Annotated in this window: 13 protein-coding genes and 1 riboswitch; of the genes, 5 read left to right on the top strand and 8 right to left on the bottom strand. The window is 37.2% G+C overall.

What is annotated here, in order from left to right; translation table 11 throughout:
* Nucleotides 1-8: 8 nt before the first annotated feature.
* The 3 genes from MKX57_RS01870 to MKX57_RS01860 form a co-directional block, all read right to left on the bottom strand.
* Nucleotides 9-164, bottom strand: a complete 156-nt coding sequence (locus MKX57_RS01870; protein WP_008176206.1) for a hypothetical protein — start codon at nt 162-164, stop codon at nt 9-11.
* Nucleotides 142-834, bottom strand: a complete 693-nt coding sequence (locus MKX57_RS01865) for a response regulator transcription factor (protein WP_008176208.1) — start codon at nt 832-834, stop codon at nt 142-144. Before MKX57_RS01865 ends, MKX57_RS01870 begins: the two co-directional genes overlap by 23 nt.
* Nucleotides 835-910: 76 nt before the next feature.
* Nucleotides 911-1,789: an EamA family transporter gene (locus MKX57_RS01860; RefSeq protein WP_342531716.1), complete on the bottom strand. Its 879-nt coding sequence runs from the start codon at nt 1,787-1,789 to the stop codon at nt 911-913.
* 151 nt (nt 1,790-1,940) lie between these two features.
* On the opposite strand from MKX57_RS01860, the gene MKX57_RS01855 reads away from it, so the two are divergent.
* Nucleotides 1,941-2,171 carry an excisionase gene (locus MKX57_RS01855; RefSeq protein ID WP_036122699.1) on the top strand — a complete coding sequence of 77 codons (231 nt, stop codon included), beginning with the start codon at nt 1,941-1,943 and terminating at the stop codon, nt 2,169-2,171.
* 65 nt (nt 2,172-2,236) lie between these two features.
* Here MKX57_RS01855 and MKX57_RS01850 read toward each other — a convergent pair whose 3' ends face one another.
* The 3 genes from MKX57_RS01850 to MKX57_RS01840 form a co-directional block, all read right to left on the bottom strand.
* A complete protein-coding gene (locus tag MKX57_RS01850; protein ID WP_342550706.1) occupies nt 2,237-3,223 on the bottom strand; it encodes a homoserine dehydrogenase in 987 nt (328 codons plus the stop codon).
* Nucleotides 3,224-3,694: 471 nt separating this feature from the next.
* Complete coding sequence (locus tag MKX57_RS01845) at nt 3,695-4,081, bottom strand: hypothetical protein (protein WP_342531713.1); 387 nt, start codon at nt 4,079-4,081, stop codon at nt 3,695-3,697.
* Between the two features lie 330 nt (nt 4,082-4,411).
* Nucleotides 4,412-5,716, bottom strand: coding sequence for an O-acetylhomoserine aminocarboxypropyltransferase/cysteine synthase family protein (locus MKX57_RS01840; protein WP_089985945.1), 1,305 nt, complete (start codon nt 5,714-5,716; stop codon nt 4,412-4,414).
* 116 nt (nt 5,717-5,832) lie between these two features.
* Nucleotides 5,833-5,946, bottom strand: a riboswitch (SAM riboswitch).
* A gap of 154 nt (nt 5,947-6,100) precedes the next feature.
* Here MKX57_RS01840 and MKX57_RS01835 point away from each other — a divergent pair.
* Together MKX57_RS01835 and MKX57_RS01830 are read left to right on the top strand one after the other, a co-directional pair.
* Nucleotides 6,101-6,733: a glycerol-3-phosphate acyltransferase gene (locus MKX57_RS01835; RefSeq protein WP_342531710.1), complete on the top strand. Its 633-nt coding sequence runs from the start codon at nt 6,101-6,103 to the stop codon at nt 6,731-6,733.
* A gap of 201 nt (nt 6,734-6,934) precedes the next feature.
* Complete coding sequence (locus tag MKX57_RS01830; RefSeq protein WP_342531708.1) at nt 6,935-8,416, top strand: DASS family sodium-coupled anion symporter; 1,482 nt, start codon at nt 6,935-6,937, stop codon at nt 8,414-8,416.
* An 80-nt stretch (nt 8,417-8,496) separates the two neighbouring features.
* On the opposite strand, the gene MKX57_RS01825 is transcribed toward MKX57_RS01830, so the two are convergent.
* On the bottom strand, nt 8,497-10,017 hold the full coding sequence (locus MKX57_RS01825) for a succinate CoA transferase (RefSeq protein WP_008176221.1): 1,521 nt from the start codon (nt 10,015-10,017) through the stop codon (nt 8,497-8,499).
* A 366-nt stretch (nt 10,018-10,383) separates the two neighbouring features.
* On the opposite strand from MKX57_RS01825, the gene chrR reads away from it, so the two are divergent.
* Complete coding sequence (gene chrR, locus MKX57_RS01820; protein ID WP_008176223.1) at nt 10,384-11,115, top strand: class II chromate reductase ChrR; 732 nt, start codon at nt 10,384-10,386, stop codon at nt 11,113-11,115.
* 211 nt (nt 11,116-11,326) lie between these two features.
* Nucleotides 11,327-11,752, top strand: coding sequence for a hypothetical protein (locus MKX57_RS01815; RefSeq protein WP_008176226.1), 426 nt, complete (start codon nt 11,327-11,329; stop codon nt 11,750-11,752).
* A 44-nt stretch (nt 11,753-11,796) separates the two neighbouring features.
* Here MKX57_RS01815 and MKX57_RS01810 read toward each other — a convergent pair whose 3' ends face one another.
* Complete coding sequence (locus MKX57_RS01810; RefSeq protein ID WP_043990097.1) at nt 11,797-13,476, bottom strand: tripartite tricarboxylate transporter TctB family protein; 1,680 nt, start codon at nt 13,474-13,476, stop codon at nt 11,797-11,799.
* Between the last annotated feature and the right edge of the window lie 147 nt (nt 13,477-13,623).

Raw genomic sequence — 13,623 nt, 5'->3', positions numbered from 1 at the left:
ACACTCCTCTAAAAAATTCTTTCTAGTAACTGTAAAACCTCTGAGGAGCGAGAATCGACGATTTGATAAGCATAAACGCCAAAATAAATAAGTCCAACAACACCTGCAATGAATCCTGCAATAGTCATATACTTCTCTATTTTATTTTTCCATTTTATAGCCAACGCCCCATACCACCTTTAGATAGCGTGGGTTTTTTGGGTCCGCTTCAATTTTTTCACGAATTTTTCGAATGTGCACAGCTACAATATTTTCAGCATTGTAGGCTTCCTCATTCCAAACTCGTTCATAAATTTCACGAATCGAAAAAACACGCCCTGCATTTTTCATTAATAATTCCGTAATTTTATATTCTATTGGAGTTAGTCGAACTGGTTCTCCTTCTAAAATGATTTCTTTAGCATCTTCATCAAGAGTAAGCCCGTCAATTTCTACTTTTGTTGCACCTTCACTATACGTTCCTAGTTGTACATAGCGTCTAAGCTGTGATTTCACTCGTGCTAATAGCTCTAATGGATGGAATGGCTTTGTTACATAATCATCCGCGCCTACCGATAATCCATGAATTTTATCTCCATCTTCTGCCTTTGCACTAAGCATAATAATAGGGATATTGCGCTCTGCTCTAATTTTAAATGTCGCAGTAATCCCATCCATATTTGGCATCATTATATCTAAAATAATTAAATGTACTTCATTATTTTCTAGCTTGTCTATTGCATCTAAGCCATCTGCTGCTTTTATAACATTATAGCCTTCATTTTTTAAATAAATTTCAATACCATCACGAATATCTTGATCGTCGTCTGTAACAAGAACTGTTAGTTTCGTCATGATAGACACCTCGCTCTCAAATATAAGTGTACCTTTCAAATCTTAAAATCCAGCTAGTAAAAAAATGAAGAATTTCTTAAGGTTTTAGCTTATTATGAAGCCTTTCTTGCCTCCCACCTATCGTCAACACAACAATGCTGCCTAATAGCATTGCTACACCTAGCCAGGACACGCCACTTAACTGTTCTCCGACTAGAAAAACGCCAAGTATTGCGGCTGTCAATGGCTCAGCTAAGGATAGAGTTACAGCTGTTGATGAATTTATTTTTTGCAAACCGTTTAAGAACAGTAAATAAGCTACGCTAGTACACATAATTCCCATAAATAGTATCGTCCATAAATTTTGCATATTTTCTAACCAAGCAAAACCATTAGACAGTGAAAACGGTAGTAAAAATAAAGTACAGAGCGAAAACGTCATAGCAACTGCTGGTAAAGCATCTTCCTGCACCATTAATTTCTTACTAATATTTGTATAAAAGGCAAAAGATAACCCTGCACAGAGCGCTAAACCAAAGCCACCCATTTGTACAGCTTCTTCCCCATTATTGATAAACAATAAAAGACAGCCCATGATCGCTATCAATGTAGCTAGCCCCCAAATAATAGATGGTCGGTTTCTCCATATAATCCATTCAATAATGCCTGAAAATACCGGTGCACTTCCAATGGTCGCAACAGTTCCAATTGCTACACCTGTTAGACGTATTGATGAAAAGAAAAGACCTTGAAAAAGAGCAATACTAGCCGCAGCTAAAATCATCCATTTCCACGACCAATGTAGAAAATTAATTTTTCGCCAAAAAATTGTAATAGCTAAGAGGATTCCACCACCAATGGCAGAACGAATAATGGCGACTGCAATCGGAGATACATTATTATCTAAAAACGTTTGGGCAGTTCCTGTCATCCCCCATAAAATAGCTGCTAACCATACAAATAACAGATTTAACATGTAGACCCCCTCCGCCTTCTTCCTTCCAATACTAATCATACATATTTATCCAAAATCAAACAATTATCATTTTTACTTTTTCTTTCATCCACTCCAGTATGCATTCGGTTAAATGGACGTTATAATGAATACAGTTAAAGGAGCGAGTTGTATGTACAAAACAATTGAAGAGACAGCAATTGAACTAGGTATGCCTGAAGAACAAATAATACGCCTAGTCTATGAGGGACGCATCCGTTCCGTTTTCGATGGAAATATGATACTCATAAATAGTGGACAATTTAGTACGTATTTTAATCAATTGGAACGTATTAAAGAGGAAATTGAAATATGGAGATCTACCCCGATACCAGAGGATATTGACGTAAAAGACGAGGATTAAAAAGCCCACCATTCAATCAATAGATCATTGTTGAATGGCGGGTTACCTTTATAAAATAATAATGATTAAATCGTTACAACAAATCCTGCCCTTTTCCCGATGATTTCAGCATAATCTTCTACCATCACACTTGCTGTTGGGTACATTCCAGCACCAGGACCTACTAAGGTTAAAGTACCAATATAATTTGTTTCTAATGCAACTGCATTGAACACATCATCGACTGGATAAAGTGGATGTTCTTTATCAACCAGTTGTGGTCCAACCTTTGCTACAATTTTCCCATTAGCTAGTTTTTCCACCTCAGCTACATGACGGTAACGTAAACCCTTTTCACATGCCTCATGGACCTGCGAAGCTGAAATACTATCTATGCCGATAACTTCTACATCCGCCCAATCAGGTTGCTCTCCAAATGCTAGGGCGCTTAAAATCATTAACTTTTTAAAGGCATCCTGACCAGAAACATCATTATACGGATCTGCCTCAGCGTAGCCTAAACTTTGCGCTTCTTTTAAAGCTGTATCAAATGACCAGCCCTCTGCTCGCATTTTAGTTAAAATATAATTACAAGTACCATTTAAAACACCTTGTATACGACTAACATCATTAACAAGTAATATATTTTTCATCGTTTTAATAACAGGTACTCCTCCAGCAGTAGTCGCCTCAAAGCCTACAAAGACACCATTTGCTTTTGCAAGTTCTTGTAACTCTAACCCACGCTTTGCAAACATGACTTTGTTGGCAGTAATAACATGACATTTATTCTCTACCGCTCTCTTTAAATAGCTATATGCAGGCTCTTCATTCACAATGGCTTCAAATATTACTTGCATGTCTGGTTCAGCCAATACATCATCCATGCTTGTAGTCATCAAATGTGCTGTGCCTGGTACACGTTCGCGGCTAGCATCTGTTACTAAAATTTTCGCTACTTCCAACTCAATGCCTAATTTATTTTTAAGATCTTCCCGCTTTTCATTTAATATATGATAGATCCCTTGACCTACCGTTCCAAATCCTAAAATCGCTGCCTTTATAGTTGCCATTCTTATTATTCCCTCCAACTTACATTCCGCAGTTTCATCAAGCCAAACTCTCCGTGGGGTTGTGCCAAATCATTTGACACCAACCGCAGGCCTTAGCCAACCCTTAATTTTGGATAAATTTTGATATTCAGTACATGTTAGATCATATACAAATTCAAATAATTCGAAATTTAACTTAAAGAAAATTGTAACGCATATATATACTTTACACAAGAAAAATCTTTCTAGGAAGGACATTTGTTTTCCCTAGACGTGCAAAAGAAATCGGTTTCATTCCTTTTACTATACGTTTTTTTAGTTTATCCATAAAATTCGAACAAATATTGACTCTTTACTCTCAAATAATGATGTCTTTCTTCTATTATATATGTATGTTCAGACACCCATAAACCAGCTAAATAATTAAACTACTATAAAAAAGGCTCATTCCCTGTAGCAGCAGAGAATGAGCCTAAATATATGAGGGATTATTTAGCTCGCTTTTGAAAGCAATTGAAAACGATATTGTGTTAAAGCTTGTTGAACAATACTAATTTCTTCTTCTGTAAAATTTGGTATTGCATACGTACGTTCTACTAATTGAAATGTACCGTATTTCAAATAAAATTCTGTTGCTGGAAGCTGGATGTGGCTCACACCATACTTCTCATATGTCTCATAAATTTCCTTAATCGTATAGCCAATATCATCTGCGCAAACCTGTTCCTGATATGCTGAATGACCAAAAATTTGCTGCCATTTATGTTCCACTAATGTAAGGATGTGTTGAATGGATTGATTGTTAACAAATACATGCCCTTCATTTAGTTCATAAATTAGATAAGATGCAATGTTTTGCGCACTATAGAGATTACCCATTTTAAACACTCCTTTATCATCAGTTTTTTTGAAGAGTAGCCACTGGCTATGTAACTACTCTCCTATCTATTCAAAAGTGGGGGGAGCACTTATGAAAACATTTACCTTTTCAACGAGGTTTTTCCGAACACTTAACTTAATTCCAAGTATATAACAAGGTTTTAACAAAGTCAATAATACATATAAAATTACTTGGTATTATTTTTTAAAAGGTTCTGATAATTACCGGATGAGGTAATTGGTTAATGTAGCAACGTTTGACGTATACCAAATGAGGCTATTCGAATGAGAAAATACGTAAACGCTACAACACTCGCCTGTCATTCTATATTACGCTTCTACTGTTTGTTCAGTTGTTGCTGTTGCCTGAGTAATAGCCTGCTCTAAATCTGCAATGATGTCCTCCACTGCCTCTAAACCGATTGATAAGCGAATGAGCGATTCGGTTACGCCAGCTTGAATTAGTTCATCTGCTGATAATTGTTGGTGTGTAGTAGATGCTGGATGGATAATTAGCGACTTAGCATCCCCTACATTTGCCACATGTGAAAACAGCTTTACATGATCAATAAGCTTTCGTCCTGCTTCACGTCCACCTTTAATGCCAAATGTAAGCACTGAGCCGAAGCCATTTTTTAAATACTTTTTCGCCAACTCATGTGTTGGAAAATCTTCCAGGCCATTATAATTTACATACTCCACAGATGGGTGGTTACGTAAATATTCAGCCACAGCTAAAGCATTTTCATTGTGTTTAGGGATACGCAAATGAAGCGTCTCTAAACCTTGTAATAGATTGAAAGCTGCATCTGCACTTAACGTTGGTCCAAAATCACGTAACAGCTGTACACGCAGCTTTGTAGCAAATGCTGCAGAAGCTGTATCTATTCCATAGCGTAAACCATGGTAAGAAGCATCCGGCTCTGTAAAGCCTGGGAATCGCCCACTAGTCCAATCAAACTTACCAGCGTCTACAACAACACCGCCTAGAGTTGTCCCATGGCCACCTATCCATTTAGTTGCTGAGTGAACTACCACATCTGCACCGTAGTCAATTGGTGTAGAACCATAAGGAGAAGCAAATGTACTATCGATAATTAATGGTAAGCTGTTGTCATGTGCAATCTTAGCTACAGCTTCAATATCTAAAACCTTTAAGCTTGGATTACCGTAAACTTCTGCGAAGACAGCTTTTGTTTTATCAGTAATGGCAGCCTTAAAATTCTCTGGGTTTGTTTCATCTACAAAAATCGTTTTAATACCATAGTTTGGTAATGTATTAGCGAATAAATTATACGTACCACCATATAAAGAACTGGCTGCTACAATTTCATCTCCTGCTCCAGCTAGATTTAAAATAGAAAATGCAATAGCTGCTGCACCAGATGAAAGTGCTACTGCTGCCGTCCCACCTTCTAATAAAGCCACACGCTTTTCAAAAACATCCACTGTCGGATTCGTAATTCGCGTGTAAATGTTTCCCGCTTCCTCTAAGGCAAAAAGACGTTGCGCATGAGCAGTGTCTTTAAAAACGAAAGCAGTTGAACGGTAAACAGGAACTGTTCTAGAACCCGTCACTGGGTCTGGTTCTTGACCGCCATGTAACAGCAGTGTTTCTGGTTTAAAATTTGTCATTGTGTACCTCCATTTGGTTATTTTTTTACGATGGTACCGGAGATGAGGAGGATTTTTCTGTAGAAAACAAAAACCCTCTTCAGCTAAGAAGAGGGTTGCGGTTGCAAGTTTTCCTCCCCTTATCTGCCAGATCCAAGTAAGAATCTGTAGGAATTAGCACCTTAGTAAGTTCATCACCTACTGGTTGCCGGGCATCATAGGGCCTATCCCTCCGCCGCTCTTGATAAGAGTATGAGATTCAATTTCCATCGTTGTTACAAAGTATAAGCATAGAGTTTTTTTCTGTCAACATCTAAATTTTATTTTTTCCGAAACTTCTGTCTGCTCTTTTACGTAGTAAGAACGCATACACTATTTTAAAAAAAATTTGAAAGGAGTATTTTTATGGTAAAAGCCGTGATCTGTTTTCTAGTTGTTGGCTATTTGATTGGCTGTATTCACGGCTCTAAAGTGGCACAATTTTTATCCGGGGTTGATTTAAAAAAAGCTGGCCATGGCAATGCTGGTGCCTCTAATGCTACGCTTTCACTCGGCTGGAAATATGGCGTTTTAGTAGCTCTTATCGATATTGGCAAAGGCGTCGTAGCCATCGTCGGTGCACATTTTTATTTAACAGATGCAACACATTTAACAGCAGAACAAACATGGCTCCTCACCTATTTGATAGCTGCAGGGGTTATTTTGGGGCATAATTTCCCTTTTTATATGGGCTTCAATGGTGGAAAAGGGACTGCCTCTATCATTGGAATTTTACTTGCGGTTGATTGGAAGATTGGTTTATTTGCACTTATTCTATTTATTATTTTATCTTTTGCAACGAACTATTTAATTGTTGGGGTATTAGAGTTTTACCTCATTTTTTGTACCGCTACTTATTTATGGATTCCTGGGCTTGGCCCGACCATTATTGCCATTCTACTTTTTGCTATTGCTATTATTTTGCACATTGAAAATATTCAACGTTTAATCAATGGAACCGAACCTAAAGTTACTTCTGCCTTCAAGAAAAAGAAATAATATTTTTTAGGAGATATTTGTATTTTTTATGACCATAAATTATCTCTTTAATTACTATTAAAGCTGTAAAACAGACATATTTCGCTTCTTTTCATTCTATACAACAAATGGACGAATTCTTATCTTAAAAAAACATTATACTGACCGATGTTATGGATAATAACCGTCATTTTTACGTAGACGTAGAAGGGATGAGAAAATATGTCTTCACCTAAACAAACAACAACGAAGCGTAATTTAAAGCCTTTATGGATTGGGTTGGCTTTTGCTTTATTAATTATCATTATTTTTTTACCTAATAACGGTGAGCTACCTGTATCCGGACAGCGCGCTTTAGCCATTTTAGCTTTCGCGGTTATCCTGTGGGTAACAGAGGCCGTTTCATATCCTGTTAGCTCTGCAATGATTATCGCACTCGTCACTGTTTTACTAGGACTTGCACCATCCATGGATGATCCAACAACACAACTAGGTACTGCTAGCGCCTTAAAACTATCATTAAGTGGTTTTAGTAACTCTGCCGTGGCCCTAGTAGCAGCGGCTCTTTTTCTAGCAGCAGCCATGCAAATTACCAATTTGCATAAACGACTTGCTCTTTGGATTCTTTCACTTGTAGGAACAAAAACAAAAGCCATAGTTTTCGGTGCAATATTAGTTTCAATTGCCCTTGCATTTTTTGTTCCTTCAGCTACTGCACGTGCTGGCGCAGTAGTCCCTATTCTTCTTGGAATGGTCGCAGCATTCGGTTTACCACGTGATAGTCGACTTGCTGCTTTACTCGTTATTACTTCTGTACAAGCCGTCTCCATTTGGAATATCGGTATTAAAACTGCGGCAGCGCAAAATATGGTTGCTTTGAATTTCATCCAAGAGCAATTTAATGTGAATATTTCATGGGGTGCTTGGTTACTTTATGCTGCCCCATTCTCGATTATTATGTCAGTAGCCTTATTTTTCATTATGATTACGCTTATTAAGCCTGAGACGAGCAATATTGATGGTGGTAAAGAAGTCATCAAGAAACAATTGGCTGAGCTTGGGCCGTTAAAAGCACCTGAGATTCGGTTGATCGTTACATCATTAGTTTTACTATTTTTCTGGGCAACGGAAGGCAAGCTCCATCCATTTGATACAACAACGGTTACAATTATCGCCATTGCTGTACTACTAATGCCTAAAATCGGCGTTTATTCATGGAAGGAAGTTGAACCTCATATCCCTTGGGGAACAATCATTGTCTTTGCAGTAGGTATTATGCTCGGAACTATTTTGCTGAATACAAAAGGTGCATCATGGTTATCAGATAAAGTTTTTGGTTCACTCGGTCTAGATACTATGCCAATTCTTGCTACGATTGCTATCGTAACATTATTTAATATTCTTATTCATTTAGGTTTTGCTAGTGCAACAAGCTTAGCCTCTGCACTTATACCAGTGTTTATCGTGTTAGCTTCCACATTAACAGCTAATGTTGATCAGGTTGGTTTTGTTATTGTACAACAATTTGTTATTAGCTTTGGTTTCCTATTACCAATTAGTGCACCACAAAATATGCTTGCCTATGGTACAGGAGCGTTTACAACAAAGGATTTCCTGAAATCAGGTATCCCACTAACGATTCTCGGCTTCCTCCTAATTTTGCTGTTCTCTGCAACTTATTGGAAATGGATTGGCCTACTTTAAACTCTAATCGTCTTAGATAAACTTATACAACAAAAGGCCTTGAGGGAGCAGCTGTCCTTCAAGGCCTTTTTATTAGAATTCTATTTTGATAAAGCTGGGTCTTTCATTGTCCCACTTTTTGCGTAATTGACATGCCATGACAGCGCTTTTTCAAGATCATGTGGCGTATGATGTCCACCAGTTGCCTCATTAGCGTCGTTAAAATATTGCCATAGCTGCTCACGATAGTCAGGGTGAGCACAATGATCAATAATTAGACCTACACGTTCTCTCGGAGCAAGCCCGCGTAAATCAGCCACTCCCTGCTCTGTTACGATAACATCAACATCATGCTCTGTATGATCCACATGCGATACCATTGGGACAATGCTCGAAATATTCCCACCCTTAGCATAGGATTTAGTCACAAAAATACCTAAACGCGCATTGCGGGCGAAGTCACCCGATCCCCCGATACCATTCATCATTTTAGTGCCAGAAACATGTGTAGAATTAACATTTCCGTAAATATCAACTTCTAATGCCGTATTTACTGAAATCAAACCGAGTCGACGAATAATTTCTGGTTGGTTAGAAATTTCTTGTGGACGCAGTACTAATTTATCCGCATACTTGTCAAAATTCCCATAAACACGGTTTCCTACTTGTTCAGAGAGGGTAATGGAAGTAGCAGAAGCAAAATTCACTTTTCCTGCATCGATTAATTCAAATACTGCATCTTGAAGTACTTCTGAGAATACTTCTAGGTTCTCAAACTCAGAATCTTTAAAACCAAGTAACACTGCGTTCGCCACTGATCCAACCCCAGATTGAATTGGACGCAAGCTTGTTGTTAAACGTCCAACTTTAATCTCTTCTCGTAGGAAGTTTAACAGATGATTAGCCATAATATCCGTTTCCTCATCAGCAGGAACGATCGTTGATGGCGCATCTAAAATATCAGAAACTACGATACCTTTTACTTTATCTAAATCTAACGGAATACCAATTGTACCGAGACGATCAGACACATTTTGCAAAGGGATTGGGTCCCGTTTCCCCTGTTGTGCAGGAACGAAAATATCATGAACACCTTCTAATGCATCAAGTTGTGCTATGTTTAATTCAATGATGATTTGATCTGCCTCTTGCACAAAAATCGGAGAGTTACCAACTGAAGTTGTAGGAATTAATAAGCCATCTTCTGTAATAGCAGCCGCTTCAATAATTGCAAAATCAATAGGTCCTATAATGCCTTGGCGAACCAACTCCGCATTATGAGATAAATGTGCATCTACAAATGTGATATCACCACTATTAATTTTATTGCGAATACCAGCATCTGCCTGGAAAGGTCCTCGCTTGCGAATAACGCCAGCCTCCGCTAGGTATTGGTCTACCTCAGGGCCTAGAGATGCTCCTGTATATATATCTACCTGGAAGCTCTCTTTTTTAGCTTTCTCTACAAGAGCAAGAGGTACAACTTTTACATCTCCAGCACGAGTGAAACCACTCATCCCTAATACCATGCCATCCTTAATCCAAGATGCTGCTTCTTCTGCTGTTACAACCTTGCCTCGTAATTGCTCATGACGAAGCTTTTTCGCTAACTTTTCTTCCATTCCTTATTCCTCCATCCCACTTTATTTTTGTTCAACTAGTATTTGGTTCCATTATCTCTGTCATCAAAATTACCTCTGCTTCAAACAAATAGGCAGGAGGCTTTATCCTTAATTAAAAGAGCTAACCCCACTCCTCTTCTGCATAAGAATAATCTAATTTTTGGTAGCACAACCAAATAAAAAGCCGATTATATAATTTTATACTATTTAGAATATTTAATCTATATCAAATGAAATATTTAACTTTCCGAGATAATTTCTACATTTCCAAACTATTTAAATATAATTATCTACCCCTCTTTAATCGATTTTGATTGGAAAGCGTGCTATGCTCTTGATATATAAGTGACAAAGGAGAGTAGACAAATGGTTAAAGAATTATTACGAAACCATTCTTCAGTAAGAATCTATGATGGAAACCCGATTTCAAAAGAAATTATTGAAGAATTAATCGCAACAGCCCAAATGGCTGCCACGTCACATTTTGTGCAAGCCTATAGTGTTATATGGGTAACAGATGCAGACAAAAAAGAGAAATTAGGATTACTCTCTGGGAATCCCCGTCAGTATGAAACTTCTGGTGGAGCCTTTGTTTTTTGCGTTGATTTCAAACGCCTACAAATGGCAGGTAAGTTAGAGGGAGTAGATATCGTGGCAGATTCAGCCGAAAATGTCCTTGTTGGAGTTGCTGATGTATCATTGTTTGCACAAAACTTTGTTATTGCAGCAGAATCAATGGGATATGGCATTTGCTATATTGGAGGAGTGCGCAATAACCCTTCAGAAATAAGCGATTTATTTAATTTACCTGATCACGTTTTCCCGTTGTTCGGTCTAACAATTGGTGTACCTGTTCGTCGTAATGAGGTAAAACCACGTTTGCCTGTGTCTGCCGTATTACATGAAAATGAATACAATGCCGAGAAGTATGATGAACTTTTACCAGCATATAATGAGACAATGGAAGCCTATTATAATAGTCGATCATCTAACAGAAAAATCGATAATTGGACAAAGCAAATGGCTGATTTTTTAATTGAGCAACGTCGTCCTCATATAAAAGATTTTTTAGCTACGAAAGGATTTAACTGGAAATAAACAACTTTTTTCTAAAATGGGGTTACTATCGAATGATAATAACCCCATTTTTTTCATAATATCGATACTAATTTGTATAAACTCTAGTCATTATGTCTCGATATATCTATTAAGTACAATAATAAATTAAACGTAAAGACTCTTCCATTTTCAAACAATTCCATTCATATTAATAAATGATTACTTATTTACGAAGGGAGTTATACAAGCAATGTCCTATATCAATAAACATCTTGCTCGTACCTTAGAACAACAACATAAGAGAAGTGTAAGAGGTTTATTTTTAAAAATTGAAGAACTAAATGCTGCTTGCACTCAACTAAGAAAACGACTTGAGCCTGAAACAGATATAGCCGTTTATAAATATGCGATAGATTATGTCAATCAATTTGTTGCCCATACCTCTATCCTCAATTTAAAATTTATTACTAATACTCAAAATTTAGAAGTGTTAGTATTACACGCTCTTCTACTATCCTTTATTTTAGAAAATGAGGACAACCAGTCTTTTGCCTACGAGGAAAAATTGCTAAAAGGATACTTACAAGACACTTTCACATTAAATGATCATGCAAAAACACTCTTTATAAACCATAGAGAAAAAATGCTCAGCTTTATTGAAAACGAAGGAACATAAAAAAGACGCTCTTGATATAACGAACAAGATCGTCTTTTACTTTTTTATTGTAAGCCTTTAATAATTAAAGAACGGACTGGCAGGAATTGCTCCCCTGTGTCACCATATTTGATAATAACCTCGTCACCTTCTTGTAAATAAATAGCTAAAGGTTCTGTTTCGGCACTTACTAAGTAATTTTCACCATTGCTTAATAAGAAAGAAATCGTCGTAAAATCACCAAGTCGTTCCTTGTAAACTCGGACAACTTTTCCGCTAGCCTGTTTCTCTTCTGCATTTGAACTACCATCTACCGTATTTCCTCCACGACTTAAAGCAGTTTTATACAGCTTCAGTGCTTCTCTTGGAGTGGTAGCGTAAACAGAAATTTCAGGATTGGCTGCTGAAACAATGAAATAGTTTTGTAAAAATCCATTTGAATCAAGCACCGCTGTCAGCCAGCTAGCTTCTCCATAAAAATTATATAATACAGGCATTTCACCAGCCCATTTTTTCTCAATAAATTTCTTTTCGATAATTTGCAAATTCCCCTGTGAGTCCATATAGCTTGAATCTAGATTACCTGTGTAATAGGTTGCTTCGCCTGTTCTTGCATTCGTTAAGGAATAACCTAACATGGAATCTACGCCTTCTTTAGGACTTGTAAAATCGGTAAAGTAATACATATCGCCTTTTTCATCAAAAATAGGACTGACATTCGATTCTGTACCTTCGTCCGAAGGAATTTTCACATCTTTCTTACCAAACATACTGTTCCAAAAACCATGAACATAATTACCGAAATAACTGTTCTGTAAGCTTACAGTCTCAGGTGAAACTGCACCATCAATAAATTCAGGTATAGCATCAAGCTTAACTACTTCTGACTTCCCTGTAAGTGCATCGACCAAGACAATACCTTTTACATCAAAGCCATTACGCCCAGAAATAAATTCACCATATGAGCGAATGTAATAAGGCTTCCCTTCATCATCTACTTCAAGTTGTACATCTCCGTAGAATATAAGGAATGGATGTTGTAAACGAATATGACGTTCTAAATTGGTATTTAAATAGGCTGAAGGAACATATTTCATTTCCTCTTTTACAAATTTAGGATTATCTGCTGAATCTGTAGCACTCATAATAAAGTAACCAGGTGTCGTATCACCATTCATCCATTTAAAGAATCCCGAAAATTCAACTGGTGCGATATAAACATATTCACCTTTTACTTTTTGAATTTGTAAACGACCTAATTCATAATAGCTTGTATTCGGTACTTGCCCGAATGCCTTTTTCATTTTATTACGAGCAAATTTTGGTGGAACACTTGCAGGTGTCTGTGTCTCATCAAACGGCTTTAGCTCCACTTCTTCCTTCATTTCTGAAGACTTAAATTTCTCATTCGCATTCCATAATGGTGCTGATAGAACATAGACTGCAACACCTAGGCTCGCTAAAAATAAAACACCTTTTATTTTTCGTTCAATGCCACTTGCAAGCATTGCACCAATTAACGTTAATAAAATAATAGCTGGCCAGAAAACAAGCCAATTGACGTCAATTTTTGTTACATACAAAGTGATTCCTGTTGCTAAAAACCCTAGCACAAAGACACCAATAAAAAAGTATCCTATCACCTTTCTAGATTTTCCATCTTCTCGCTTCTTAGTAATAAGCGGTGTTACTAACACACTCGCGATTAATGCAATGACTGCAGAAGCTATTAGTAGCTTAGTCATTTGGTTCATCCTCTCTTAAAGCTTTCTGTCTTCTTATTTACGGTTACATACTAAAAAAGTTTCATACATAAGGTATATTAAATTACATGTAGGCGTCTTTATGTCCAGGTATTTTTAAAGTCTATAACATCTGATGGTGATTTTCGC

The sequence above is a fragment of the Lysinibacillus sp. FSL M8-0216 genome (genome assembly GCF_038595555.1).
Lineage (GTDB): Bacteria > Bacillota > Bacilli > Bacillales_A > Planococcaceae > Lysinibacillus > Lysinibacillus fusiformis.
This window is presented reverse-complemented; position numbering and strand designations above follow the sequence as displayed.